A 25,447-nucleotide genomic window follows, 5' to 3' on the forward strand; every position below is an offset into this window, starting at 1 on the left:
GAGGTTAAATTCGCTGTTGCTAAATTAGACAAAATTAAATATTGATATTTTATGTGATAGAGTGATCTTGAGCAGAAAAATCGGCCAAAATCTAATCATTTTGCTTCCTCTTATCCACCAAGCTGATAGGTTGTAGTAGTAGATTAATTACTCTACTACTGATAATTATTACAATGAGGATCATTTATGAGACCGAATATTTCTATCAGCTTAATGCTTGCAACGGCAGTGGTTGGATTCCAATCCAACGCAAAACCTCTTATTGCACAAGACATGACTCCGGTGTCGAAAGCAGAAGAAATCTCCAAACAGAAACAAGAACTCGCATTTCAGTTCAGTGAAAGGTACCAATCGCTAGAAGCTAACCTGAAAGCGCAAATCACCGAGAAGAATTTGTCGGCATCCGTCAGTCAGATTCAGTCGGCCCAACCGTACTCGGCCTTTAGTCGTCAGTTACAACAAGCAGACCAAGACTACCGGACGATCAAAGGAGTCGAAGATTTTACGGACTCTTTAATCGAGCTACGCATTGCTGATGCTTCGATGGTAGAACAGTGGAAGCAGGGGGAAAGCCCACTTTTCGCATTCGAACCTGCTGGCGATGACTCCAACTGGCAGTACATAGAGGCCTACGACATATACGGTCAGCTGCATCAGTTAGACGTATATGAAATGCCAGACGTACCTGTTCTGGTTGTTGATAGTAATGGCGCCGAGGAGCTAAGAGCGGGTCTACAAGCGATGCAGGCAGAGATGCAGCGCTTAGGCCAACCAACCAAGCTAACAACCGATGAACCCGTTGCTAAGCAAAAAGTTCAGCGGTTTAAACGCTCTGCTATGGCAGCAGATGTGCAACCTCTGAGTACGACTCAGCTTACCAAAATTCGCCTCAATGATGACCAAGAACCTTGGATTTCTGGCAAGGCAGAGATCTACGCTATCATCACTGGTGTTGATCCAAGCAGAGACGCGCCTCAGATAGATTTAGTTGAAATGCCTTACCTCGATTACGACGGCCAAGACTACTACCCAGGGCAAACAATCATAATCTGGCCTCGTTACCGCTGGGGAGCCGTTGATATGGTTCTGATGGAGCAGGACGACGGCACTGACTACAAGGAGCTTGCCAAGCTTCTAGTGAAAGCCGCTGAAGAGATCTTAAAAATGATTCCAGATCCGGAAGTGCAAGGCTATGCCATTATCGCTCAGATCACCGGAAAAATTATTGACGTGATTCCTGATGGATTGCTGACCAATGATGACGATTATGTCGATGTTTATTACACCTTGATGCAAAACACGCCATATGTCGATCGCCCTGGTGCTGGTGGTAATGCTACGGCGACCTTCAAGCCAGTGACGATTAATCCAACTGAGTAAAGATAACGAAACAAGATCTAAAATAATGGGACTAGAAATTAGTCCCATTTTTCGTGGTTCAAGATTATCGACGCAAGAAAGTTTAGATGAATAAGTACCGCATCACTTCAATGGAAACGAAACTGATTAATTTGGAGATGAATGCGATCCATATACACCCTTCAAGAGGTGTTTCGGTCACGTAGTAAAGAAGGGTGACAAAAATGACTAAGCTAATCACCCACCCTAGTGAAGGAATCAAGGAAAAAAGAGACACAACAACAACGATTGCTGTGAGAGAAGCGAAATGCACTTTCTCGAGTGCAATTTGTGCAGCGACATAAACACAACACGCTGAAATGAAAACTTCAAAGGCAAACTCAATGGCGAACGAGTCCATAAGTTCTTTCCCCAATGCTCTGACTAGTTATTGGTATTTGCCTACGACATTGTTGATGGAATTGTTATTATTGTCTTAGTGTAGCTCAAGTCTTAGTACTCATTTTTCGTTATGATGTTTTAGAACGGGCGACGCAAACGTATCTGGTTTGAGCGTTACAACTGAACAATCGAGTTGGCTAACCATTGCTTCAGCTGTGTTTCCGAGCACAAAACCTGCTATGCCTGTCCGCGACATGGAGCCTAAGATTACAAGATCTATGTCTTCATCAGCGACATACTGAGGGAAAACTTCTCGAGTTTCACCTTCGAGTATTTTAGTTGTTATATCTACTGAGCACTCTTTTTGTCCTTCTAAGAGTTTACTCAAACGAGATTGTCTTTCTTTGCGCATTTCTTGGGCTAGCAGTGCGATTTCAATGTCACTATAACCACTCCAATCTTTTAGAAACCCTTCGGATTCAAATTTCCAAACGTGACAAAGGGTGAGAGAAGCGCCAATTTGGGTGCAGAAATCTACTGCCATTGCCAAGAGCTGTGCATTGAAATCTTGATATTCGTTATTGGTTAGATCGACAGCGGCAACAACGTTGCGAGTTGCTCTTGGAGCTCGGCTTAAAGACCAGATCGGCACTTCCGATTTACGCATTAGATTGAGAGTGTTGCTGCCTCTTTCGCACGCATCTTGTTTCGATTCTCGATAGGAATTAATGATGATCATTGACGAGTTCGACTCGTCAGCTTCCTGAATGATCTCAATAAATGGTGTACCAACACGAACCTTAGTCGTAAAACGTATATTGGCATATTGTTCTGATAGGGTTCGCGCTTGTTGAGCCAAATGGTCTTTAAAGTGATGGGTCGCTTGGTCAAGTACGTTGAGCGATGATCCAGAAAGGTGAAAAATCTCTTTGAACTCCGCCAATTCCTTTATAACAAGCAGCAAGGTGACATTTGCTGAACAATTATTAGCAAATTGGAAAGCTTGATGGTGGGAATCATCAATCTCTTGTCCAGGAGCAATAGGGACCAATAGTTGAGTAAATGTCATATACCTTCCTCCAACATAATGTGGAATGGATCAAGCTACACTTCTAACTATAGGTAATGTGTCCTAAATTATCATTTTGCTCTTATCTATTTTTTGTAATGAGCACTTCATTCAATTTTTCCTAAATAACTGACGGGTTAGTCTTTAAACCAAGACTGGTAAATTGGGTTTAGATCCCTAACATCTCGATAGATCCAAACCATACGATCAACAAACCACGCTTTGGTTGCCATAAGCCAAAGCGTGCCAAACAACATTGATTCGATTTGGAGCGAATAGACGCCATAGAGCCAAACGGGTAAGCCGAGAAGCTGTAGCAGCATCAAAATTTTGCACATAATAAGGTGATGCTTGGGAATAAGGTCTTCTTTGTTTCGATTAAGGTAAATGCGTTCGCCAAATGTTCCCATTGAGGCCCAATTATTGGTTGAATTTGGAGCCGGGAAAATACGTGGATTGAGCCATACCCAAGCCAATACCAATAGTGTTGGAATCAAAGCATACCCGCCTAACCACTCCCTTGACGCTAGGGCAGAAGTAAGCAGCGGTAAAATTGAAAAGCGAGAATAGACACTCCAAGGGCTAGAGTGTTTAGCCCATGCGTCGTCGTCCATAGACATGGCTTTTTCTGCAAATTTCAAAATGTCCATTTCAAACCTTTAGGAAGAGGCATATCGGCTACGATAAAGCTTCGCGTGCGATAAACAATATTCGTCAGTTAACTGAGCACGAATATCGGCGTCTACTAGCATTTCTGGCGGTTTACCATAAGCATAAACAGTGAGAGCCTCACCTGTCTCTACACACTCAACTTCAAGTGAAACTCTCCTATAACCGTCCTTCGCATCAATACGTTCAAGCTTGTCCATTGCCGACAAAGCTTGGTCAGTAACGCTAAAAATTTGCCCCTTGACCGGATGACCTTGCCCGTGTTGTAACACTAGCCAAGGGGAGTGGCGTTCACCAATCAGGTAAAGAGGGAATCGCTGTTTGGTTTGGAATGTATTGCCATAGCGAGTCCCTTTATTAGTTTTAAAATTAGGAAAGCCTTCCTTTAGCGTCCCAAAAACAAATACCTTGTGCACTTAACTCTCCCTAGTTTGATGGCAAATATCATTCGTGCCAATATGCCACTAATGGGGTATAGGTGCAATTTCTAACCCGCGAATTTAGGGACAAAACAGAGCTTGTCTGCGGACATCTTTAGCCCATTTTGCATTTTTATATGGGTGACAGCCCAGAGCACGCAACCATGCGGTAAGTTCAGTAAGGAGCGGGTCTGCGTGAACAGGACGCCATCATCGTATGCGGGGGTGATGTTGGTGGCGGCTCCTTGCCAAGCTTGACGGACAGTTTTGATATCCACGTTTGGAATGATCAGCGAGAGCATTTCTGGTTCAACATCTTTGACGACTTTTAGGCAAAGACGGCATCCATCATAATATGGTTCAATCCAGACTTTATGCATGATGGCTCGATCAACCCAAGTTAGCTGTAGAATATGTTCCATGGTGTAAATCCCTTTTCAGATCCAACAAAGGCAGCGCATGAAGGCTGCCTTGAATTGTCGTTTTAACGATATCAGTCGTAAGTTAAGCCGTGACCAAAGGCGTACAAGGTGTCGGCTTGGTCATACCCAGGGTAATCAGAATCTTGATCCACAATGGCTTGTGCGCTGTTGGCGAGTGCGAAGGGCAATTTACCTTGCGGAGCAAAGTTACCCGATAAGACTTCCATTAAGTTGCTATCGGATACGCCAAAGGTTGCCACAATTGCGCCAGCAGATTTGAGTTTGCTGGTGTCATCTAACACAAATGGCTGGCGGAAGTTGATAGAAAGGATGGTGTTTTCAGCGCCGACCTCATTCATGACCGCTTGAATATCTTCTAGGCTTGGTTCAACCTTCCAAGATGCTGCTGTTGCCATTTGGCTAAAGGCTAATAGATCAAGCTCATCAGGGTTTGCGCCACCAAAGAACAACTCAGGATTTGCGCCTTGATTTGATACACGAATTCGAATAACCGCGTAGTCGGTGTTTGTAGGTACTTCCGGACGAACCTCACCCTCTTGATAGTCTCCAGAGGTCACGTTAAAGCCATACTTGCTGTCGCTAACTATCTCTCCATCCATCCCCATGGCATATAGAGAAACGGCTTTGTTCGGAGTCGGTGCATTTAAAGGTAAAGCGTGGTTAGTGTTCTGCAGTAGTACTACGGATTTCTTCTGAGCATAATCAGCACGTTGCTGATGCTTCTTATCACCTAAGACTTTCTCAGCTTTGTTTTCGTTGACATAGCTGTTTTCAAACAGCCCTAGTTGAAATTGTTCTTTTGCTAAACGAGCGACTGAAAGATCTACCCTTGATTCACTAATCAGTCCTTTTTCAACTAAGTTAACAATAACGTTTTTGTCATTGAAACCAGATAGAACATCGACACCAGCATCGACTGCCATTGCGACTTGTTCGTCGATGGTTTTATCTTCTGCTCCCCACGCGCGACTACCGATAATCCCAGTGTCTGAGTTGACATTCCCTGTGTAGCCAAGTTCTCCACGTAGTAGATCAGTAACGATCCCTTTCGAGAAAGACATGCCTACATCGTTTGGCATCCATTTTTGATCCACGGGGATGCCATAGTAAGGCATGATGGATGATGCGCCTGCATCAATTGCTGCCTTAAATGGAATAAGGTGATAATCAAAGTTGTTCTTTGGATAGACCTGATTTTTACCGAAGTCGTAATGAGGATCAGCGCCATTTTCTTGCGGGCCGCCACCAGGGAAGTGCTTGATGGTTAGGGCAATACTATCGCGGTCAATTTCTCCACCACCCTGCAGTCCATTGATTAGCGAACGCATGATATCTGCGGCAAGGTGCGCATCTTCAGTAAAGGTTTCATGTACGCGATACCAGCGAGGCTCGGTAGCGAGATCCATCATATAACCATACATACTGCGCAAGCCAATAGATGACCACTCTTCATTCATGATGCCTGCAAACTCTTCGATTAGTTCTAAATCGCGTGTTGCGGCTAAGCCTGCTTCTTTTGGCCACGCAGAGAATGCGCCGGAGGATACATTGATCCCGGCTCTGGCTGAGGGATCAATATGATTGCGAGCATTAGACTTAAACAAAGCAGGTATACCCATGCGTGTTTGTTCACGAAGCTCTTGAACGCTATTCATGAATACAGCCGCCTCTTTAGGCGTGATTTGGCAGCCGGAGCGTCCATTGGCACAATCTGGATTATTATCAGGTTGTTGCATTACGTTATTGCGGAAGATAAAGCGAGTCATCTGAGCGTTGCCAATCATATCTTGGCCTTTGCTGGAAACAAGCCCACCTTGATCGGAGTTCAGTGTATCGATCAGCATCATGCCTGCTTTTTCGTCGAGGGTCATACGTCCGACCAAATCTTGTGCGCGCTCATTGGGTGTTAGTCGCCAGTCTTCAAAGGGCTCGAGTGAGCCATTGCCATTGGAATCGCGAAACTGGTATCCATCGACATTGAGTAGATCATGTACGCGGGAGAATACTTCAGGTTGTTCGTAGCCGTAACATCCGGAAAGAACAAGCGCCACAGCGATAGGGGTAAGTTTAGAAAGGTGTTTCATGTCGCAGTCCTATTGTTGGTATAGTTGTTATGTTCTAGACCAATTTTAGTGACTTAATTATATTGGTTAACCAAATGTAAGAAATCTTTAAGATTTGGATCACCATTTAATTTTATTTCGTGATACTACTCAACGATGCAATAAAAACTGTTTGACCAAAAAATCGCCTTTTCAATTTGCTGCGAGCTAAACAACCTCTAAATGGTCTCTGTGCTAGGGCATTTATTGGAGGGAGATGAGCGATAAAGTCGAACTATGGTGATGAGGTTGGTCACGATAAATGTGGCTTCAATCAAAGAGCCACCAATCGAGCCTAGCCAGATGTTATGGACAACCCAGCACAGTGAGTTGAACAAAATAAGACAGCGCAATGCAATCCCTTGTTTGCTAAATAGCGCCCACGTTGCCACTGACGAACCAACCACTGTCATCAACTCAAACAGGTGAGTGATATTAGGTAACGTCATTAGCCACATTAATCCAATGAAAAACCACATGACTTTGCGCGATTGAGTTTTGATCGATGCAAAACTACGCACAGCATTGATGATGACACCAATCGCAGCGACGGTAGCGCCCATCAATATGAAATGCACCCCCATAATCAAGCAGAAAGTCATCATCTGATAGCGGAAACGAATATCGTCTTTTTGCCAAAATGCCATAACACCAATAATAAAGGCGAAGCCGCCGACACTTTGTGCGAGCCAGTTTTCCATTGTCTTGTCCTGAACTATGTGGTGAATTTGAGGGTTATAAGGTGGTTGGGGGCTATTAAGTGTTGGCTACCAATGCACTCAGCCCTCCCTTTAAGGGAGGGCTGAGTGTGTGGTGGTTAAATTAATAGCGCGTTATTCATTGACCAGTGCGACCGCCTCACGGGTTAAACGTGCAAGCTCTTCCCAGTTCCCTGACTCAATCAGCTTTTTATCTACCATCCATGTTCCGCCACATGCTACGACTCTTGGAATAGCGAGATAGTCTTTTACGTTTGCTGGGTTGATACCACCAGTTGGCATAAGTTCAACATCGGTGTAAGGAGCCAGCAGAGACTTGACCATGTTTATGCCGCCAGACGCTTCAGCCGGGAAGAATTTAAGTGTAGTCAGCCCCATTTCAAGTGCTGCTTCTACTGTGCTTGGGTTGTTAACGCCCGGAACAATATCAATGCCGATCTCTTGGCATGCTCTCACGGTGTTAGGGTTAAAACCCGGCGAGACGATAAAAGTTGCACCAGCCTCTTTTGCCGCAATTGCTTGTTCCTTGTTAAGCACGGTTCCTGCTCCAATAAGCATGTCTGGTTGGTGTTGGCGAAGAAGGCGAATTGCCTCTACCGCTGCGTCTGATCGAAAGGTGATTTCAGCGGCAGGTAAACCATTTTCTGCTAGTACCTTACCCAGAGGGATAATGTCTTGCGCGTTGTCGATAGCGATGACTGGGATGACTTTGAGTGCTTTTAACTGTTGTTTGATGTTAGACATGAGTGTTCCTTTAAACGACGCCAAGCGCCGGTTGTGTAAATTCTTTTGAAATTATGGCACCGCGATGTTGAATTACGACGCCAGCCAACTGGTTTCCTCGTTGGCATGCGGTGACTAAGTCTGCTCCTGCAAGGTAGGCAGAGAGGAAGCCACCATTAAATGAGTCTCCCGCTGAAGTGGTATCAACAACCTGCTCAACGACTTGAGTTGTAACTGCATGTTGTTGTAAATGTTCATCTTGGACCAAGCATCCATCGGCGCCCATTTTTACTACTGTTTTTGCTACGCCCAAAGATCCTAAGCGAGCAAGGGTTTGCTCGGGAGTAGCATCTCCCCATAGCGCCTGCTCATCGTCAAACGTTACCAACGCGATATCGGTGAGCTGGTACATCGCTTGGTAGATCTCTTTGACGGTTTGATTGTCATCTTGTGGCCAAAGAGCAGGGCGAAAGTTGCTATCAAAGGCGATCTCAACACCTGATGATTTAAGCTCCACAATTAAGTTGAGCAGCGAAATACGGTCTTGCTTAGGTAGAATAGCTAAGCTAATTCCGCTCAAAAACAGCGTATCCACTTCTCTTAACGCCTGCTTAACCAGTGAGAAGTCGGGATGTTGGAGAACATAACGGGCTGCTGATTGATCTCGCCAGTAAAGGAACGTCCTTTCTCCTTGCTCATCGAGTTGGATTAGGTAGAGCCCTGGCGTGCGGTTGTCATCGTGTAGAACAAGTTCTGTCGAGATGCCTTCTTGTTTCCAACGATTGAGCATACCTAAGCTGATGGGATCTTGCCCCAATGCGGTGACATAAGAGGTTTTAATCTCTTGTGGCTTGGAATTCGCCTCACATCCGCGCGCTAAATAGACCGCAGCATTGAGAGTATCCCCACCAAAGGTTTGGTGCATTGAGCCAAAGGGTTTCCCGTTTAGCTCAATCATACATTCACCAACAATGGCGATGTGTTTCATGGGTTAGTTCCTCTCTTCAAAATAGCGCTTAGCATTGCCAAAGCAGATGTTTTCAATCATAGGCCCAAGTAGAGTGAAGTCTTTCGGTACTTCGCCGTTTTCTACCCAGTGTCCGACCATATTACACAAGATACGACGGAAATATTCGTGTCGAGTATAGGAAAGGAAACTGCGCGAATCAGTTAGCATACCGACAAACTGACTGAGTAAGCCAAGTTGCGAAAGCTGTTCCATTTGGCGCTGCATACCGTCTTTCTGGTCGTTAAACCACCATCCAGAGCCGAATTGAATTTTGCCTGCAATACCACCACCTTGGAAGTTACCAATCATGGTTGCCATCATCTCATTGTCACGCGGGTTCAAGCAGTAAAGAATGGTACGAGGAAGTTGGTTCGTTTTGTCCATTTCGTCTAATAGATTGGCAAGCTCAAAAGCAAACGGTCGATCGCCAATCGAGTCAAAACCAGCATCGGCCCCAAGTAGGTTAAACATACGCGTACTGTTGTTGCGCTGCGCACCAATATGAAGTTGCATGACCCAACCAAGCTGAGCATAGCGCTTACCTAACCACACTTGTACGGCAGTGGAGAACTGAGCGCATTCCAACTCACAGAGCACTTCACCATTGAGTCGACGTGAGAGTAGGGCATCGAGGTCAGATTCGGTTGGAATGGGCGCATAGCGAACCACTTCAATACCATGATCCGCCGCTTTGCAGCCGTGAGTATCAAAGTGAGCAAGCCTTTTATCTAAAGCGTCTAATAGATCATTGAACTTGTTAATCTCAATATCGGCAACCATGCCCAGTTGCTGCATATAATCAGCGAATCCATCGAGTTCGATTTTAAACGCTTTGTCTGGTCGCCAACTTGGAGCGACGTTAACGTCAAAAGAGTCATCTTCAGCGATGGTCTTATGATGTTCGAGCGAGTCGATTGGGTCATCAGTCGTACCCGCCATAACGACATTCATCTGCTTCATGATGCCGCGCGCACTGAACTCAGGCGTTTGCAGCAGTTCATTACATTGATGCCAAATGTGCTCGGCGCTTTCAGGTGAAAATAAGCTATTCGTAATGCCAAAGGGGCGGCGCAGTTCAAGGTGTGTCCAGTGATAGAGCGGATTACCTAAGGTCTGTGGAACCGTTTTTGCCCAAGCTAGATACTTTTCGTAATCACTGGCATCTCCGGTAATAAATCGCTCGTCTATCCCCGCTGAACGCATACCCCGCCATTTGTAATGGTCACCTTCAAGCCAGATTTGTCCGAGGTTATCGAATTGGCGATTGTTGGCGACTTCTGACGGATTTAGGTGGCAGTGGTAGTCATAAATTGGCTGGTGGGCTGCATGCTCATGGTATAAGCGACGTGCCGTTTCATTTGAAAGCAGAAAGTCTTCACATAGAAATTGTTTCATCATCCTATCCTTTACAGTGAAGCGACGGTTTTACGTGCGCCATGGTCAATGAGTGATTGATAAGCTGTGCTCACTGCGTCTATAACTTTAGGGTTTTGACCCAACTCTTTGGGAAAGATCGCTTCTACGGCAAGTAAGGCAGGAACAACGGATACATTAAAGCCATGCTCATCGCAAATTTGGCGCAGAGTATCAGCCATTGGGTCGCGAACATCGATGTTATGTCCTTGCTCATCTACCCCAGACACATAACGCATCCATCCGGCAATAGCAGTGGCAAGCCAAGAAAAATCCGAGCCTTGTGTTAAATGGAATTGAAGGCTGCCTCCAAGACGTTGTGGGATTTTTTGGCTGCCATCCATCGCGATTTGCCAAGTTTTGTGTTTAAGACTTGGGTTAGTGAAACGTTCAATGAGCAGCTTAGCGTAGCCTTTTAAATCCGTCCCTTCGGGCATGTTTAAAGAGCGAGCCTGCGCCTTTATCATCATATTAAACGCAGCTTTTCGGTAACCGTGGTCAGTCATGGTATCTGAGATATGCGCATAGCCACCAAGATAACCGAGATAGGCGAGGAATGAATGGCTGCCGTTGAGCATTCGCAGTTTCATCTCTTCATATGGCACAACATCAGCAACAAACTCCGCACCTGTAACGTCCCACTCTGGTCTGCCAGCGACAAAGTTATCTTCTATCACCCATTGGCGAAAAGGTTCGCAGGCGATAGCGCAAGGGTCATCGCAACCAAGCAATTCGGCGATCTCCGCTAAGGTTTCTTCTGTCGCAGCAGGGACAATGCGGTCAACCATAGTGCAAGGGAAAGTCACATTCTCCTCAATCCAATGAGCAAATTCAGGGTCGAGTAATTGGGCAAATTCCAATATCGCTGCTTTCGCTACGTGGCCATTCTCTTGAACATTGTCGCAAGACATTACGGTAAAAGGTTTCAAACCACTCTCTCGGCGCATTTTTAGGGCTTGAACAATATACCCAAGCGCAGATTTAGGCTCGGTAGGATTGGCTAAGTCGGCGATAACCAATGGGTTATTCTTGTCTAGCTTGCCTGTTGCAGGATCGGCGCAGTAACCTTTTTCTGTGATTGTCATCGACACAATCGACACCTGTGGCTCTGCCATTTTACTCAGGACAGTATCAATGCCATCAAGGTTTGGATGGAGAGACTCAGTGACCGAGCTAATCACACGAACGGTGGTTGATTCTGCCCCTTTCTCGGCGACCGTATACAAATGGTCTTGCTGTCTAAGCGATTCGATTAACGCTTCGCCACCAAACAGATTTACCTCGCAGATTCCCCAGTCTGAACCCGTTTTACTCAACATTTCATTGGTAAACAACGCTTGATGTGCGCGGTGAAAAGCGCCAAAGCCAAGGTGAACAATGCGGCTTTTCAGATTGTGACGATCATAGTCCGGCAGCAGAACAGCGTCATTTAATATGGTGTTTGCGATAGTTTTCATTGTTATATCCCTCATCCCACAGAGTGAACTATGGGATGGTTTATTGTATTAGTTAGTAGCCAAGCACAAGGTTCGGTAAGAAAAGGCTCAGTTCAGGAATAAAGGTGACGGCCATCAGTGCGGCGACCAGGGCTGCGTAAAATGGCAGCAGAGGTTTAATGATCTTATCGATAGCAACGTCAGCGACTGAACAACCAATAAACAGAGCACTGCCGACAGGTGGAGTACAGATACCAATCGCGAGGTTAAACGTCATCATGATGCCGAAATGGACTGGGTCGATACCCATATCGAGCGCGATAGGCAGGAAGATTGGTGTAAAGATCAATACCGCGGGTGTCATATCCATAAAGATACCGACAATCAGCAGAATGATATTGATAATCAGCAAAATCATCAGCGGGTTATCAGAAACAGCCAATAACGCATCCGCAATCATGTATGGGATATCCGCGTTAGCCATTGCCCATGACATACCCATTGAAGCGCCAACTAACAGTAAAACGATCGAAGTGGTCACCGCAGACTCAAGAACAATCTTTGGTAGTTCACGCCATTTCACTTCACGATAGATGAGTACAGCAAGGGTAAAGGTGTAGACAACCGCGATGGCAGAGGCTTCGGTCGCTGTGAAAATACCACCAATGATTCCGCCCATTATGATGACAATCAGCGCTAATGATGGTGCCGCTTTGAGGAAGGTATTCCATACCACGGACATAGAAGGGCGCTCTGCGATTGGGTAGCCACGTTTTTTGGCGATGTAGCCTGCAACCAGCATGATACTTAAGCCCATTAAAATACCGGGAATGTAACCCGCTAAGAAGAGCGCAGCGATAGATGTGCCACCTGAGACCAGTGAGAAGACAATCAAAGTATTGCTTGGCGGGATCAACAGACCTGACGGACACGACGTAATGTTAACCGCTGCCGAAAAGTTCTCATCATAACCATCTTTCTTTTGCAAAGGTGACATCGTGCCGCCAACTGCAGCAGCAGAGGCAACAGCAGACCCTGAAATCGAACCAAACATCATATTCGCCATCACGTTAACGTGAGCAAGAGAACCTGGCAGGCGACCACCGAGCACTTTTGCGAAGTTAATTAGGCGCAGGGCAATGCCCCCTTGGTTCATGATGTTGCCTGCAAGAATAAAGAACGGGATTGCGAGCAGGGCAAAGTTGTCTAGCCCAGCAGCCATACGCTGAGCAACCACTGCGATTGCAGGTTCAAGTGGTAGACTCATGAGAATGGTCGCCAAAGACGATAAACCAATCGCAAACGAGACAGGAACACCTATTGCGAGCAATACGGCAAAGGTGCCGAATAGAGTAAGAATTACTTGCCATTCCATTGTGGAATCCTTCTATTAATCAATCTGAGATTCGGCGACTAGTGCGTTGCCTGAAATAAGCTGTTTAACGCGTTCAGTGGCGAAAACTGCCGAATAGAAAATCATTAGTACGCCGCTGATAGGCAAGCAGAAATAGATGTAACCCATTTCTAAACCTAGGGCGGGAGTCTGTTGACCTGTGGCTAGTGTTTTAGCAGCGAGCTGAATGCCACCATGAACCAATACGATATAAGCAAACACGCCAATCGCAATTTGAATAACAATCTCATTAATCAGTTTACGTTTGCCCGTTAGCTTCATGGTGAGTAGGTCGATAGCCAGGTGTCTTTTTAACCCTGTGGTGTAAGCCGCCCCTATCAGTGCGACCCACATAAATAGGTAGCGGGCGAGTTCATCGGTCACTGTACTGGGTTTGCCTATCACATAGCGGGAAACGACCTGCCAAATGACGCAGAACACCAGAAAGGTAGAGAGGGAGACGGTAAACGCGGCTAACCCCTTGTTTATGTAACTGACCAATTTATTCATCTTTAATTCCTTTCAACAACATACCGTACATTCCGTAACAATTGGTATACCAATGTGGTGTCTTTTTATGACTTCGCCAAAGAATGCGCCGAAATTACTGTTTGGATTATAAGTTAGACAATTTGGTTGTCACGTGAGCAGGTTCACAAACGTATTGGTTGACCAATTTATGGGTATTTATTGTGATTTTGGTCAATCAATTTGCTTTTTTGTTTTGACGATTGGTTTTTTAACCACCAATATTGGCTTTGAAACAAGAAGTATCCCTAAAAAAATAAACACCCTAGATATTGGACAACCAATCAATGGAGAGAAGAATGAATAAGCGCACAACTTTGCTAACTACCGTAATTGGAGCAGCACTGACATTAGGAGCGACTGCTTCAGCTTTCGCTGCCACTAACCTAAAGCTAAGCCACAACCATCCACGTGACCATGCAGTACATAAAGCAATGGACTACATGGCAAAAGAAGTAAAAGAATTGACGGATGGTGAAGTTCGCATCCGTATTTACCCTGATGCTCAGCTCGGTACACAACGTGAATCCATGGAGCTAATGCAGAATGGCGCTCTAGATATGGTGAAAAGTAATGCCGCAGAACTTGAAGCCTTCTCTCCTGCTTATTCAGCGTTCAACTTACCGTATTTGTTCCGTGACAAAGACCACTACTACAAGGTGACGGACGGTGAAGTTGGTCGCGAGATCCTTGGTTCTTCTAAACAAAGCGGTTTTATTGGTGTGACTTACTATGATGCAGGTGCTCGTAGTTTCTACACCAGCAAACCAATCAAAACGCCTGACGATCTTAAAGGTCTGAAAGTTCGTGTTCAGCCAAGCCCATCGGCCATTGCAATGGTAAAAGCACTCGGTGGTAACCCGACCCCACTGGCATACGGTGAACTTTATACGGCATTACAACAAGGTGTGGTTGACGCAGCAGAAAACAACATCCCATCGTTTAGCTTAAGCCGTCACAGTGAAGTGGCGAAGTACTTCAGCTTAGACGAGCACACTATGGTGCCAGATGTATTGGTTATCTCATCGAAAACCTATGACAAGTTGACGCCTGAGCATCAAAAAGCCTTGATGAAAGCCGCGGCAGATTCTTCAGAGTACATGAAAAAGCTTTGGGCTGAATCTGAGGCTAAAGAGCGTGCTAAAGCTGAAAAGATGGGCGTCACTTTTGTTAAACCAAACAAAGAGCTGTTTGTAAAAGCTGTACAACCAAGATATGCAGAAATTGAGAAATCGAACCCAGAGCTAGGTGCTTTGGTAGAGAAAATCAAAGCTGTTCAGTAATTCACAAAAAATATAAGTAGTTATCGAACCAAAACAAGGTGTTACCACATTCTGGTATATAGAGGTTGACCAATTTTTATTGGTCGCTATGATGGCGTGAGAAGTTAGATGGAATACAGTGATAATATCATCATGATGCCTTTTGAAGCGAAAAGACCGTATCAAGAGATCGGTTTAGTACTAAGACAAGAGTTAATCGAAGGCCAATACAGTGTCGGAGATAGGCTCCCGCCAGAGCGCGATATTGCAGAACGTTTAGACGTTAGCCGCACAGTAGTGCGTGAAGCGATCATCATGCTTGAGCTAGAGAACTTAGTCGAAGTGAAAAAGGGATCCGGTGTTTACGTTATCAATATTCCATCTCAACCTAACTCTCGTGAGAACGTGATTAGTGATGACGCAGGTCCATTTGAGATGCTGCAAGCTAGGCAATTGCTAGAAAGTAATATTGCTGAATTTGCGGCTATGCAAGTGACACCAAGTGACATTGTCAAAATGCGTTCAGCGCTTGATCTTGAGCGAGAAGAACTCGCAAGCGGGACTGCTGATTGCAATGGCGATGAGACTTTCCACCTATGCATCGCTGAGGCAACGCAAAACTCAGTGCTAGTGGATATGTTGAAGCAGTCTTGGGAGCGTCGTGAGTGCAGCCCTATGTGGAAAAAGCTTCACTCGCACATTGTCGGTCAAGATTATCGCGAAGAGTGGATCGACGATCACGCCAAAATCCTCGCCGCATTACAGCGAAAAGATCCTATTGCTGCTAAAAATGCTATGTGGCAACACCTTGAAAACGTCAAACAGCGCCTGTTGGAGTTGTCTGACATCGATGACCCAAATTTTGATGGTTACCTATTCAGCTCAAACCCGGTAGTTCTGCGGGGCGCTGAAAAGAGTTAACCACATTATCCGACTTAGGTCGGGGTTAGTCAGAGTAGCGGCATAGTCACCGCTACATAATAAGAAGTCGTTTGCACTTAGCTTGAAATCTTTGAGCGGGATAAGTGCGTCTTAAAAAAGGTGAGTGTCATGGAACAAACTTGGCGTTGGTATGGTCCGAATGATCCTGTGTCGCTAGACGATATTCGTCAGGCTGGCGCAACAGGGATAGTCAATGCGCTGCACCACATCCCAAATGGTGAAGTGTGGTCAAAAGAAGAGATCTTAAAGCGCAAAGCAATTATTGAAGCAAAGGGCTTAAACTGGTCGGTGGTTGAAAGTGTACCAGTGCATGAGGAAATCAAAACTCAAACGGGCCAGTTTCAACAGTGGATTGATAACTATAAGCAAACTCTTCGCAATCTTGCGGAATGCGGCATAGATACGGTTTGCTACAACTTTATGCCTGTGCTTGATTGGACTCGTACAGATTTAGAATTTGAGATGCCAGATGGGTCAAAAGCGCTCCGTTTTGACCAAATAGCCTTTGCGGCATTTGAGCTGCACATTTTAAAGCGTCCTAATGCACGTGCAGATTATACTGAAGCTGAGCAAGCTCAAGCTTTAGATTACTTCAATCAGATGAGCGAAGAGCAAGTTAAGCAGCTGACAAGTAATATCATAGCTGGTTTGCCGGGAGCAGAAGAGGGTTACACCCTTGAAGAGTTTCAAGCGCAACTCGATCGCTACAGTGGTATTAGCAAGGATAAATTACGTGAGCATATGGCACATTTCTTAGCGGAATTAATGCCAGTTTGCGAAGCGCACGGGCTTAAACTTGCGGTACATCCTGATGATCCACCACGCCCAATCCTTGGTTTGCCTCGTATCGTGTCCACAATCGAAGATATCGATTGGTTGACCGAAAATATCCCGAGCAAAATGAATGGCTTAACCATGTGTACCGGTTCCTATGGTGTGCGTGGCGACAATGATTTGGTCAAAATGATCAAAAAGCATGGCGACCGCATCTACTTTACTCACTTGCGCTCAACCAAACGTGAAGAGAGTAACCCAATGACGTTCCATGAAGCGGCCCACTTAGATGGTGACGTAGACATGTATAACGTGGTGATGGCTATCCTAGATGAGGAGCAACGTCGAGCGGAAGTTGGGGATGACAGACTTATTCCAATGCGTCCTGATCACGGCCACCAAATGTTAGATGACTTAAATAAAACCACCAACCCTGGCTATTCAGCGATTGGTCGCCTAAAAGGTTTAGCAGAAGTTCGCGGTCTAGAGATGGCACTGAAGCGCGCTTTTTATACTAAGTAGTATTGAAATGGTTGAAGAAAAACGCAGATCACTCAAAGACCTGCGTTTTTTTATGGTTGTCTCGATGATTCCATGACGTTGAGTTAAGATCCGAGCGGGTTGATCTTTGGGATGCTCAAAACAGATTCAATCCAAACACCTCTTTTACCTTGTTCAGCATCAGTTGTGTTGTTTGATGAGACCTGATGCTGCCTTGTTTTAGCACCTCAATAAGCTGCGCTTTATCAGCGAGATAATCGGCGCGTTTCTCTCGTATTGGACGAAGCATCTCTTGCAGGCACTCCTCAAGGATTTTCTTCGTTGTACCGTCACCGAGACCACCTCTTTGATAGTGGGCTTTAAGCTGCTCGACATAGTCTTTGTCGGTATGAAAAGCATCAAGATAGGTGAAGACGATATTACCTTCCACTTGCCCTGGGTCTTCTACTCTTAAGTGGTTTGGATCGGTAAACATTGACTTTACCGCAGCGCGAATCTCTTTTTCATTTGCACCTAGATTGATGGCATTACCCAAACTCTTAGACATCTTGCTTTTACCGTCAGTACTGGGTAAACGCGGCGCGTCACTTAGTAGTGGTCGGCATTCATTGATGATTGGCTCATCCGCTAGATTGTTAATTTTTCGAACGATTTCATTGGTCTGTTCCAGCATAGGCAGTTGGTCATCGCCAACCGGAACCAGCGTCGCGTTAAATGCGGTGATATCGGCTGCCTGAGAAATCGGGTAAGTAAGAAAACCAGCCGGAATAGAGCGCTCAAAACCTTTACTCTGGATTTCATTTTTAACGGTTGGATTACGTTCTAAGCGCGCTATAGAAACCAGATTGCTATAGAACATGGTGAGTTCGGCAAGAGCAGGCAGTTGAGATTGCAAGCAGATGATTGTTTGTGATGGGTCTATGCCCACGGCTAAGTAGTCTGCCACCACATTCAAAATGTTTGATGAGACTTTTGCTGGGTTATGCGCATTGTCGGTAAGACCCTGCATGTCGGCGACCAAGATGGTTTGATCATGTTGTGCTTGAAGGGAAACGCGCTGTTGCAGCGAGCCGACGTAATGACCTAAATGCAAAGGACCTGTTGCTCTATCCCCAGTGAGGATGACTTCGCGCTGTAAAGGGGGTGGATGATTGTTCATGGTTTATCTCCGAGTTAAATAGATCGCTACTGGAGATAAAAAAGCACCGCACTCTTAGCTACCATCCAGCAGCGTAAGAATGTGACTATTCTGCGCCGCTCTAGTTAGAGCGCCACCAGAAAAGATTGATGTGAGAGGTTTTAAATTCTTTCATCCTCACAACGTAACAGTCGGTGAGGATGAAAGCAAGCAAAGAGCAATAGCGGCTTAAACAATTGAAACGGGGAAGTTTTAGCTCAACTTATTCACTGACAAACACGTACAAGTCGCCTCGACAATGGTTGATGCTGTACTCAATCGGTCTGGCTGATTTGTCGTAAGCGGTTTGTTCAATCAGCAGGACTGGGGTCTTCTCGTCGATATGGAGCTTTTCTAAAGACTCTTTAGTCGGCATGATGGCCGAAACGCGACTTTTTGTTTTTGACGGCATAATGTCTTGGCTACGGAAATAATCGTAGAGCGATAACTGAATTTCGTCTGGGTTGTGGATGAGCTGTGCTGGTACATAAGATTCTTCGATGGAGACTGCCTGATCATCGATATAGCGAACACGCTTCAGAATAAAAACTTCATCTCCTTGGTTTATATTAAGCGTTTCTGCAATCTCAGTAGAGCAAGGGACAATGTCTTTTTTAATCCACAATGTGTCGGGTTTTTTGCCCTTCAATACCACCTGCTGTGAAAAGCCCGCGGCTTCTTTACCTGAATATTCGACGGTTTCACTGATCTTTGTGCCTAAACCTCGTGAGCGGATGATGACCCCATCTTTATCAAGTAGGTCTAATGCTTTACGAACCGTAATCCTTGAGACACTCAGCAACTCACTAAACTCACGCTCTGTTGGGATAAAGTCTCCACCGTTGAGAATGTCTTGCTCTGTGGCACTTTTAACCGATTCAGCAATTTTGATGTACAACGGAGATTTATCGCCTTGTTCGATGCGCTTTTTGATCAGCGAAATCAGAGGTTGATACGTAGTCATGAGTTTCTTTTTGTTATCAGTGATCTGGCGATTATAGCCGATTTGCTCTACCGATATGAAGAGCTGTGCAAAGGAGTGGGTGTATCCCCACTCGCTTTTTAGAGCGTTATGAGACTTGTGCGATGACAACATCTTGTGAGCGGGGTTTTACTTGCCAGACTAGTAGGCAAGCGATGAGCACGAGCCCTGCACAAATTAAGTATGAAAGGTCATAGGAACCGAAGCTATCGATTGACCATGCGGCGAGTACAGGGCCAATAAAACCACCCATTCCCCAAGAAGTGTAGAGAATGCCGTAGTTAGTACCGAAGTGTTTGAGTCCATAAAGATCTGCCATTACTGATGGGAAAACAGCAAGCAAAGTGCCGTAGCCAATTCCTGCTAACCCGGCACCAATGATGAGAGTGAGTGAAGTATCATACTGAGTAAACAGCAGCATGTTGCTGGTTTGCAGCCCCATTGCCAATGCCAAGGTTTTCACTGCGCCGATTTTGTCACTGAGTAACCCTGCCGCCAAGCGGCCGCCTGAGTTGAATATTGCTAAGGCGATAACCAAATATGCACCATCGAATATATTGGCTTGATGAGTGGCGATAGAGGTGATGTTTGCGATAATCATTAACCCGGCTGCAGCTGCAAAAGCGTAAGCAAACCAAAGTAAGTAAAATGAGCGTCCTGCGAGCATTTCTCTCCATGCAATATTGGTTTGAGATCTCTCGCTTTTCGTGGCGTTTGTTGCTTGTCTAGCTGGCGGATTATAGCCCGCTGGTGGATTGCCGAATGAACACGCCAATGGAAAAGCAATGAGCAGTAATCCCGCTCCCAATATTTTCAGACTAGCCGATAGACCATACTGGCTGATTAAAAAAGTCGTGAGAGGCGCAAGGTAGAGTGCGGCGAGCCCAAACGCGGTCGCGAGAACACCGTTGACCATCCCTTTCTTTGAAGGATGAAACCATTTCATCGCTGTTGGGTTAAGGCAGGCGTAAGCAAAGCCAATTCCTGTGCCTGTCAGCGCCCCAAAGCTTAAGCTGAGATTGAGTGGCGTAAGTGAAAGCCCAGATACCATCATTCCGCTGCCAGCGATTAAAGTGCCGACCATCAAGATCTTTTGCGGGCCAAACTGGTCTTGAATTCTGCCTGCGACAAGCAGTGCTAACGATAAAGTCACAATGGTGATCGTATAGGGCAGAGAAGCTTCAGTATGTGTCCAACCCATTTCAATAAGGGCATTTTTAAACACACTCCATGTATATAGTACGCCGATGCACAAATTGATGCCGCATCCAGCGGCGAGAATGGTGTTCGCTCTAGATTTCATAATGTCTTGGGATTGCAAATAGGTAAAGGATATGCTCTAAGAGGCTTAACGCATGGTTAAGCCTCGGTTACTAATCGATTTCTGAGATTTAAGCGTATTGAGATAGATAGTTTGAAAGCTGTTTAGCGTCAGGGGCGCAATCGCCTCCGGCATGGCTGACGACGTATGAAGCAACGGCATTGCCCAATAAGACTGCATCAGCAAAATCCCAACCAGAGCTAAGACCCGCGAGTACTCCGCCAGCATGGGTATCGCCGGCACCTATCGTATCAACCACTTGTGCAGCGAAAGGAGCGACAGTGCCATAAGCGTCACGATTGCTGAACAGAGCCCCATCACTGTCCATTCGCAGGATTAAAGGGCATTGGTAGCGAGAGTACCACTGTTCGACAAACTCTTGGCTAACATCCATTCCTAAGTGTTGTGCTTCTTGTCGATTCAACGAAACGATCGGTTTCAGCGCTAGAAGACGTTCCATGATATTTGGCTCTATGTCATTGATTCGTGGGCCGAAGTCGATAAAGAGTTGGGTACTACGTGGCAAGGTTTCAAGCCAATCAACAATCGTTTCGCCACATTGTGAAGCCAGTTGATAACCAGAAAGATAGATGATGGCATCTGCGTCTAGGTTAAGCGTATCAAGCACCTGCTGATTCCAATTATTCTCAACACCGCTGACAGAGAGAAAGGTTCGCTCACCATCAGGCTCTACGAGTGCTAAACACCAACCATTATCGCCGCTGTTATCTTGGAGATCAGAGCTTATCCCTTTTTCTAGCATGGCGTTGCGAATCAAATCGGCCCATCGCCCTTGTCCAATAGGTAGGGCATTAGTAGAGCGAATTCCAAGTCGATTGACCGCAATAGCGATGTTCAGTGCGCATCCTCCGACATGCATACCTTTTTCCTGCATTTCAACATCACCACCGCGCTGCGGAAGTGCGGGAGTTTCAGTTACGATGTCGACGACGGCTGCACCAATTAGGCATAGTTGACGCCGATTACTCAAGCTAGGTATCAGGTTGATTAGAGCATTATGAGGCATAGACATGCTCCTTACTTTCTCTCAATACTCTGAACTTACGAGCGTACTCTTCAAAGTCGAGCTGATTTTTGTCATCGAGCTGTTTTCTAAGCATAGGATCAATAGCCTGAATGCCATGCAAAGCGCCACAGATAGCGGTTGCCATCGCACCGATAGTATCAGTATCACCACCCAAGTTAGCACATAAAATCGCGCAACGGTTAGGGTCAGTTTGTGCTAACTCGACCATTGCAATTGCCGCAGGCACGGACTCTATGGTGCTTACTCCTGCACCTACTAGGTTATAGATTTTCTCCATGCGTTCCTCTATGCCTGAAGGCTCGCTAGCAATGTTCAGCGCTAGCTCGATACGCGCTCCCATTGAAGCACTGAAAGTGGTGATGTTCTTAGTTTGAGCAGCAATAGCAATGGCAGGCAGCTGATCTTTAATGGAAGACCAACTCGTACCTTCAATGGCTTTAGAAATCGCCCATGCAATCGCGACGGCACCTGAGATAGCGACATCTGATTTATGAGTTGGGCTAGATGCCAATGCAACCTCACTGATAAAGTCGTCAAGGCTTATAGCAGGTAGCAGGCACCCCATAGGAGAGACGCGCATTGCTGCACCATTGGTTACGCCATTGTTTTCAAGTTCGCTGATCGCAACACCATCTTTAATCGCGCGCATCGCAGCTTTTGAACTAGGGCCGAAAATGTTCTTGTTGAATGCATCGAACCCTTCCGCCCACGTTAGCACGTTGCGAGCAATCACTTCAGGAACAATTTCACCATCACATTCGATAATCGCATCGGCTAGTGCTAGCGCCATATTGGTATCGTCGGTGAACTGGCATGCTTCAAAGTAGCAGGCGGCATTATTTTCTTGTGGGCCATCGAGAAAACGATCAATCCAACCAAAATGGGCTTTTACTCGACTACGTGGCCACAACTCAGACGGCATTCCCATCGAGTCACCTAATGCCTGACCATAAAAAGCACCGAGAATTTTATCTTGTTTTGTAATCGTCATTTTACTTACCAAAAATTGAGGTTGAAGAGCCTGCTCAGAAACCGTTGTGGGGCTATGTCTGAGCAGGAAATTAATTAAGCTTGTGCTTTTTGTTGGGTATTGGATTCATCGCTTTGTGAGTCAATCTTAATCGGTTTGATCTCACCGTTTGGTTCACGGAAGAAATACATGAAGATGACTAGGATGACGGCGATCATCAGGCCACCGAATCCCCACATGCCCGCCCAGTTAAAGGTCAATCCGTCTTGTGGCGTGTCATAAGCGAACATTTTTTCCATCAATACTCCCCCGAGACGGTAGCCTAGCAAGCTGCCTATACCTTGACAGCCAAGGGTGATAAGGCCTTGAGCGGCTGTTCGCATATGCGCTGGCGCTTTCTTATCGACATAAATGTACGCCGTAACGAAGTAGAAGTCGTAACTAACCCCATGCAGTAGAATGCCCAAAAATAGCAGTGAGTATAGGTACCAAGCTTCTGCACTGCCGTAGACAAAGAATCCGTAGCGAATTGCCGCAGTAAAGAGACCAAGTAATAGTACCTTTTTAATACCAAATCGCTTGGTGAAGAAAGGCAATGCGAGCATGAAGAAGATTTCAGAGAACTGGCCTAGCGTCATCCAACCCGTGGCGTTGCTCATACCAACTTCAGTTAAGAAACCATTCGCGAAGATGTAGTAGAAAGCCAAAGGCATGCTAAACATGAAAGAGCAAACAAAGAAAGCAAGGAAGTTACGATCTTTTAGAAGCACCATGGCATCAAGACCAAGCATAACTTTTAGATTCAGCTTGCCAGTACTTTTTGGTGGTGTGTTAGGTAGTGTTAAAGCAAATACGCCAAGTAATGCAGAGCTTAGAGCCGTGATGATCAGTGGGATATTGCTTGACGAGATATCACCATAGCCTAACCACGATGGTAAGAAGCCGATAGCGATACCAGACGCAATCCACCCAATCGTGCCCATTACACGGATGCGTGGGAAGTCGCGTTCAACGTCATCAACGTTTGAGAAAGCGATGCTGTTGGTCAGTGCGATGGTCGGCATGTAAGTGAGTGAGTAACCGAGTAGCAGCGGGAAAAAGGTAGAGAACTCAGTTTGTTGTGCTGCTAGGTACATCAGTCCTGCACCCGCTAAAAGCATCACGGAAAGTACTTTCTGCGCGGGGAAAAAGCGATCAGTAATTGAGCCAACAAGGATCGGCGACAAAATAGCGGCAATCGCAGTACACGCATAAGACCAGGCAATTTCCGTAGGAGTAAATCCGTTAGTATTTAGAATTTGCCATAAGGGGACGAACCAAGCGCCCCATATAAACCATTCAATGAACATCATGAATGATAGTTTGATGTTAGTAGATTTCATTTTATGTCCTTAGGTACTGTAGGGTACGCATTGATGGTATTTTAAAATATAATACCAATACAATACCAAGGTGATGCTTTTGTGATCTGAATAAAATTGTCAGTAACTGACTTTTATAATTAAAGCAGTGATCTCCAGAGATGACGAATGAGTGCTGAAATGCAGAAAGCTTGATTAAGCAAAGCGTTAGACTCGCTGAAAGCTGTTGTGAGACAAGGCGAGATAAAGAGGACCCGAAAAGCACTTGATCCTTTAAACGTAGCATATACAATAAATATACGTTTTATATATAAAGTGTATTTTATGGGTATTGTTAAGATTTCAGACGAGTTGCATGAAGAGCTCAGAAAAGCGAGCTCTGTGATGGCGCGCTCGATCAACTCGCAGGCAGAGTTCTGGATCAAGATTGGTATGCTTGCTGAGCTGCATCCTCAGCTCTCTTTCAATGACTTGGTGGCAGATTTAATGAAATCGGCAGAAGTGTCAGTGACCAATGTTTCTGCGACAGAAGGCGTTGCTAATGAACAGTAATGTAGCGATCAAGTCAGAAAGCGAGATTGAATTAATGCGCACCTCCGGCAAGTTGTTGGCTAAGGTGTTTCAAATGCTGGATGACTGCGTGAAGCCGGGTGTTTCAACTATGGACATTAATAACCGAGTTGAAGATTTTATTGTCAATGAGCTACAGGCGAGACCAGCCAGCAAAGGGCAGTATGATTACCAGTACGTACTCAATACTTCGTTGAATGAAGTGGTTTGTCATGGTGTGCCTAAAGCTAGCCAAATCCTAAAAAGTACTGACATTATCAATTTGGATATTACGCTAGAGAAAGGTGGCTTTATCACTGACTCAAGCAAAATGTATGTGATGCCTGATGCAAACCCACTGGCGCGAAAGTTAGTGAAAGTTACTTATGAAGCGATGTGGCAGGGGATCAAGCAAGTCAAGCCAGGAGCGCGTCTTGGTGATATTGGCCATGCCATTCAAAGCTATGTAGAGACTTACGGCTACAGCATAGTAAGAGAGTACTGTGGTCACGGCATTGGTCGAGAAATGCATGAAGAGCCGCAAGTTCTTCATTATGGTATTCGCGATACCGGTTTGCTGTTAAAAGAAGGCATGGTGTTTACCATTGAGCCTATGGTTAACCAAGGTACCGAGAAAACCAAGACTAAGAAAGATGGCTGGACGGTGATAACCCGAGACAAAAAGCTGTCTGCTCAATCAGAGCATACTGTGTTGGTGACCAGTAGTGGATATGAAGTGCTGACGTTACGAGAAGAAGAAAGATTGCCTAGTTGACAATAATGATAGGGAAGGGATGTTAACTCTGTTAGAATCCGCGCCACCAAGTGTTGCTGTCTTTGTCCTTACTATTTGGACATCTACTCAGCAGGGTATGCGCAACACGGGCTATTTAACTC

The 25,447-nt window shown here is 45.6% G+C and carries 25 protein-coding genes; 6 read left to right on the plus strand and 19 right to left on the minus strand.

What is annotated here, in order from left to right; all coding sequences use genetic code 11:
- The first annotated feature begins 186 nt into the window (after nucleotides 1-186).
- On the plus strand, nucleotides 187-1,380 hold the full coding sequence (locus tag IX91_RS16460; RefSeq protein WP_004743977.1) for a DUF3103 domain-containing protein: 1,194 nt from the start codon (nucleotides 187-189) through the stop codon (nucleotides 1,378-1,380).
- A gap of 82 nt (nucleotides 1,381-1,462) precedes the next feature.
- Here the strand turns inward: IX91_RS16460 and IX91_RS16465 are convergent, their stop codons facing one another.
- The 13 genes from IX91_RS16465 to IX91_RS16525 form a co-directional block, all read right to left on the minus strand.
- Complete coding sequence (locus IX91_RS16465; protein ID WP_004749104.1) at nucleotides 1,463-1,759, minus strand: hypothetical protein; 297 nt, start codon at nucleotides 1,757-1,759, stop codon at nucleotides 1,463-1,465.
- Between the two features lie 99 nt (nucleotides 1,760-1,858).
- On the minus strand, nucleotides 1,859-2,809 hold the full coding sequence (locus tag IX91_RS16470; protein WP_004743491.1) for a universal stress protein: 951 nt from the start codon (nucleotides 2,807-2,809) through the stop codon (nucleotides 1,859-1,861).
- A gap of 137 nt (nucleotides 2,810-2,946) precedes the next feature.
- Nucleotides 2,947-3,459 carry a DUF6653 family protein gene (locus tag IX91_RS16475; RefSeq protein ID WP_004743490.1) on the minus strand — a complete coding sequence of 171 codons (513 nt, stop codon included), beginning with the start codon at nucleotides 3,457-3,459 and terminating at the stop codon, nucleotides 2,947-2,949.
- Nucleotides 3,460-3,468: 9 nt separating this feature from the next.
- Nucleotides 3,469-3,894 carry a gamma-glutamylcyclotransferase family protein gene (locus IX91_RS16480; protein WP_004743489.1) on the minus strand — a complete coding sequence of 142 codons (426 nt, stop codon included), beginning with the start codon at nucleotides 3,892-3,894 and terminating at the stop codon, nucleotides 3,469-3,471.
- A gap of 71 nt (nucleotides 3,895-3,965) precedes the next feature.
- The gene (locus IX91_RS16485) at nucleotides 3,966-4,319 is read right to left on the minus strand and encodes a hypothetical protein (RefSeq protein ID WP_004743488.1); all 354 of its coding nucleotides are present in this window, start codon (nucleotides 4,317-4,319) and stop codon (nucleotides 3,966-3,968) included.
- A 71-nt stretch (nucleotides 4,320-4,390) separates the two neighbouring features.
- The gene (locus tag IX91_RS16490) at nucleotides 4,391-6,424 is read right to left on the minus strand and encodes a glycoside hydrolase family 3 protein (protein ID WP_004743487.1); all 2,034 of its coding nucleotides are present in this window, start codon (nucleotides 6,422-6,424) and stop codon (nucleotides 4,391-4,393) included.
- A gap of 197 nt (nucleotides 6,425-6,621) precedes the next feature.
- A complete protein-coding gene (locus tag IX91_RS16495) occupies nucleotides 6,622-7,143 on the minus strand; it encodes a YgjV family protein (protein WP_004743485.1) in 522 nt (173 codons plus the stop codon).
- A gap of 132 nt (nucleotides 7,144-7,275) precedes the next feature.
- Entirely contained in the window at nucleotides 7,276-7,905 is a 630-nt protein-coding gene (locus tag IX91_RS16500; RefSeq protein WP_004743484.1) for a bifunctional 4-hydroxy-2-oxoglutarate aldolase/2-dehydro-3-deoxy-phosphogluconate aldolase, read from the minus strand.
- A gap of 10 nt (nucleotides 7,906-7,915) precedes the next feature.
- Nucleotides 7,916-8,872 (minus strand): sugar kinase, encoded by a 957-nt coding sequence (locus IX91_RS16505; protein WP_004749105.1) that lies wholly within the window; start codon nucleotides 8,870-8,872, stop codon nucleotides 7,916-7,918.
- 3 nt (nucleotides 8,873-8,875) lie between these two features.
- Nucleotides 8,876-10,288 carry a glucuronate isomerase gene (gene uxaC, locus IX91_RS16510; RefSeq protein ID WP_004742884.1) on the minus strand — a complete coding sequence of 471 codons (1,413 nt, stop codon included), beginning with the start codon at nucleotides 10,286-10,288 and terminating at the stop codon, nucleotides 8,876-8,878.
- An 11-nt stretch (nucleotides 10,289-10,299) separates the two neighbouring features.
- A complete protein-coding gene (locus IX91_RS16515) occupies nucleotides 10,300-11,763 on the minus strand; it encodes a mannitol dehydrogenase family protein (protein WP_004742883.1) in 1,464 nt (487 codons plus the stop codon).
- A 52-nt stretch (nucleotides 11,764-11,815) separates the two neighbouring features.
- The gene (locus tag IX91_RS16520; RefSeq protein WP_004742882.1) at nucleotides 11,816-13,117 is read right to left on the minus strand and encodes a TRAP transporter large permease; all 1,302 of its coding nucleotides are present in this window, start codon (nucleotides 13,115-13,117) and stop codon (nucleotides 11,816-11,818) included.
- Between the two features lie 15 nt (nucleotides 13,118-13,132).
- Complete coding sequence (locus tag IX91_RS16525) at nucleotides 13,133-13,645, minus strand: TRAP transporter small permease (RefSeq protein ID WP_004742881.1); 513 nt, start codon at nucleotides 13,643-13,645, stop codon at nucleotides 13,133-13,135.
- 317 nt (nucleotides 13,646-13,962) lie between these two features.
- On the opposite strand from IX91_RS16525, the gene IX91_RS16530 reads away from it, so the two are divergent.
- From IX91_RS16530 to uxuA, 3 genes are all read left to right on the plus strand, one after another.
- Nucleotides 13,963-14,946 carry a TRAP transporter substrate-binding protein gene (locus IX91_RS16530; RefSeq protein WP_004742879.1) on the plus strand — a complete coding sequence of 328 codons (984 nt, stop codon included), beginning with the start codon at nucleotides 13,963-13,965 and terminating at the stop codon, nucleotides 14,944-14,946.
- Between the two features lie 108 nt (nucleotides 14,947-15,054).
- Complete coding sequence (locus IX91_RS16535; RefSeq protein WP_004742878.1) at nucleotides 15,055-15,846, plus strand: FCD domain-containing protein; 792 nt, start codon at nucleotides 15,055-15,057, stop codon at nucleotides 15,844-15,846.
- Nucleotides 15,847-15,975: 129 nt separating this feature from the next.
- On the plus strand, nucleotides 15,976-17,163 hold the full coding sequence (gene uxuA / locus IX91_RS16540; protein ID WP_004742877.1) for a mannonate dehydratase: 1,188 nt from the start codon (nucleotides 15,976-15,978) through the stop codon (nucleotides 17,161-17,163).
- Nucleotides 17,164-17,278: 115 nt separating this feature from the next.
- Here uxuA and trpS read toward each other — a convergent pair whose 3' ends face one another.
- The 6 genes from trpS to IX91_RS16570 all read right to left on the minus strand — a co-directional run bounded on the left by trpS (nucleotide 17,279) and on the right by IX91_RS16570 (nucleotide 24,022).
- Complete coding sequence (trpS, locus tag IX91_RS16545; protein ID WP_004742876.1) at nucleotides 17,279-18,301, minus strand: tryptophan--tRNA ligase; 1,023 nt, start codon at nucleotides 18,299-18,301, stop codon at nucleotides 17,279-17,281.
- 241 nt (nucleotides 18,302-18,542) lie between these two features.
- Nucleotides 18,543-19,283: a GntR family transcriptional regulator gene (locus IX91_RS16550; RefSeq protein WP_038197264.1), complete on the minus strand. Its 741-nt coding sequence runs from the start codon at nucleotides 19,281-19,283 to the stop codon at nucleotides 18,543-18,545.
- Between the two features lie 106 nt (nucleotides 19,284-19,389).
- Nucleotides 19,390-20,526 carry an L-lactate MFS transporter gene (locus IX91_RS16555; protein WP_004742874.1) on the minus strand — a complete coding sequence of 379 codons (1,137 nt, stop codon included), beginning with the start codon at nucleotides 20,524-20,526 and terminating at the stop codon, nucleotides 19,390-19,392.
- Between the two features lie 166 nt (nucleotides 20,527-20,692).
- A complete protein-coding gene (locus tag IX91_RS16560) occupies nucleotides 20,693-21,649 on the minus strand; it encodes a PfkB family carbohydrate kinase (protein WP_004749106.1) in 957 nt (318 codons plus the stop codon).
- Entirely contained in the window at nucleotides 21,639-22,661 is a 1,023-nt protein-coding gene (locus tag IX91_RS16565; protein WP_004743664.1) for an ADP-ribosylglycohydrolase family protein, read from the minus strand. Before IX91_RS16565 ends, IX91_RS16560 begins: the two co-directional genes overlap by 11 nt.
- A gap of 74 nt (nucleotides 22,662-22,735) precedes the next feature.
- Nucleotides 22,736-24,022 carry a nucleoside permease gene (locus IX91_RS16570; RefSeq protein WP_004743665.1) on the minus strand — a complete coding sequence of 429 codons (1,287 nt, stop codon included), beginning with the start codon at nucleotides 24,020-24,022 and terminating at the stop codon, nucleotides 22,736-22,738.
- Nucleotides 24,023-24,325: 303 nt separating this feature from the next.
- Here IX91_RS16570 and IX91_RS16575 point away from each other — a divergent pair, with 303 nt between their 5' ends.
- On the plus strand, nucleotides 24,326-24,553 hold the full coding sequence (locus IX91_RS16575) for a ParD-like family protein (protein WP_004743666.1): 228 nt from the start codon (nucleotides 24,326-24,328) through the stop codon (nucleotides 24,551-24,553).
- Entirely contained in the window at nucleotides 24,543-25,325 is a 783-nt protein-coding gene (gene map / locus IX91_RS16580; RefSeq protein ID WP_004743667.1) for a type I methionyl aminopeptidase, read from the plus strand. The genes IX91_RS16575 and map overlap by 11 nt, the downstream gene beginning before the upstream one ends.
- The last annotated feature ends 122 nt before the right edge of the window (nucleotides 25,326-25,447 follow it).

Source organism: Vibrio tubiashii ATCC 19109, from assembly GCF_000772105.1.
In the GTDB taxonomy this organism is placed as follows: Bacteria; Pseudomonadota; Gammaproteobacteria; order Enterobacterales; family Vibrionaceae; genus Vibrio; species Vibrio tubiashii.

What these genes read in the sequence shown, in the direction of transcription:
- IX91_RS16475 (WP_004743490.1), bottom strand. Translation starts at nt 3,459, where the DNA reads ATGGACATTTTGAAATTTGCAGAAAAAGCCATGTCTATGGACGACGAC.
- IX91_RS16500 (WP_004743484.1), bottom strand. Translation starts at nt 7,905, where the DNA reads ATGTCTAACATCAAACAACAGTTAAAAGCACTCAAAGTCATCCCAGTC.
- uxuA (WP_004742877.1), top strand. Translation starts at nt 15,976, where the DNA reads ATGGAACAAACTTGGCGTTGGTATGGTCCGAATGATCCTGTGTCGCTA.
- IX91_RS16550 (WP_038197264.1), bottom strand. Translation starts at nt 19,283, where the DNA reads ATGACTACGTATCAACCTCTGATTTCGCTGATCAAAAAGCGCATCGAA.
- IX91_RS16530 (WP_004742879.1), top strand. Translation starts at nt 13,963, where the DNA reads ATGAATAAGCGCACAACTTTGCTAACTACCGTAATTGGAGCAGCACTG.
- IX91_RS16485 (WP_004743488.1), bottom strand. Translation starts at nt 4,319, where the DNA reads ATGGAACATATTCTACAGCTAACTTGGGTTGATCGAGCCATCATGCAT.
- IX91_RS16460 (WP_004743977.1), top strand. Translation starts at nt 187, where the DNA reads ATGAGACCGAATATTTCTATCAGCTTAATGCTTGCAACGGCAGTGGTT.
- IX91_RS16505 (WP_004749105.1), bottom strand. Translation starts at nt 8,872, where the DNA reads ATGAAACACATCGCCATTGTTGGTGAATGTATGATTGAGCTAAACGGG.
- IX91_RS16565 (WP_004743664.1), bottom strand. Translation starts at nt 22,661, where the DNA reads ATGACGATTACAAAACAAGATAAAATTCTCGGTGCTTTTTATGGTCAG.
- IX91_RS16495 (WP_004743485.1), bottom strand. Translation starts at nt 7,143, where the DNA reads ATGGAAAACTGGCTCGCACAAAGTGTCGGCGGCTTCGCCTTTATTATT.
- IX91_RS16520 (WP_004742882.1), bottom strand. Translation starts at nt 13,117, where the DNA reads ATGGAATGGCAAGTAATTCTTACTCTATTCGGCACCTTTGCCGTATTG.
- IX91_RS16465 (WP_004749104.1), bottom strand. Translation starts at nt 1,759, where the DNA reads ATGGACTCGTTCGCCATTGAGTTTGCCTTTGAAGTTTTCATTTCAGCG.
- IX91_RS16535 (WP_004742878.1), top strand. Translation starts at nt 15,055, where the DNA reads ATGGAATACAGTGATAATATCATCATGATGCCTTTTGAAGCGAAAAGA.
- uxaC (WP_004742884.1), bottom strand. Translation starts at nt 10,288, where the DNA reads ATGAAACAATTTCTATGTGAAGACTTTCTGCTTTCAAATGAAACGGCA.
- IX91_RS16525 (WP_004742881.1), bottom strand. Translation starts at nt 13,645, where the DNA reads ATGAATAAATTGGTCAGTTACATAAACAAGGGGTTAGCCGCGTTTACC.
- IX91_RS16470 (WP_004743491.1), bottom strand. Translation starts at nt 2,809, where the DNA reads ATGACATTTACTCAACTATTGGTCCCTATTGCTCCTGGACAAGAGATT.
- IX91_RS16575 (WP_004743666.1), top strand. Translation starts at nt 24,326, where the DNA reads ATGGGTATTGTTAAGATTTCAGACGAGTTGCATGAAGAGCTCAGAAAA.
- IX91_RS16560 (WP_004749106.1), bottom strand. Translation starts at nt 21,649, where the DNA reads ATGCCTCATAATGCTCTAATCAACCTGATACCTAGCTTGAGTAATCGG.
- map (WP_004743667.1), top strand. Translation starts at nt 24,543, where the DNA reads ATGAACAGTAATGTAGCGATCAAGTCAGAAAGCGAGATTGAATTAATG.
- IX91_RS16490 (WP_004743487.1), bottom strand. Translation starts at nt 6,424, where the DNA reads ATGAAACACCTTTCTAAACTTACCCCTATCGCTGTGGCGCTTGTTCTT.
- trpS (WP_004742876.1), bottom strand. Translation starts at nt 18,301, where the DNA reads ATGAACAATCATCCACCCCCTTTACAGCGCGAAGTCATCCTCACTGGG.
- IX91_RS16570 (WP_004743665.1), bottom strand. Translation starts at nt 24,022, where the DNA reads ATGAAATCTACTAACATCAAACTATCATTCATGATGTTCATTGAATGG.
- IX91_RS16515 (WP_004742883.1), bottom strand. Translation starts at nt 11,763, where the DNA reads ATGAAAACTATCGCAAACACCATATTAAATGACGCTGTTCTGCTGCCG.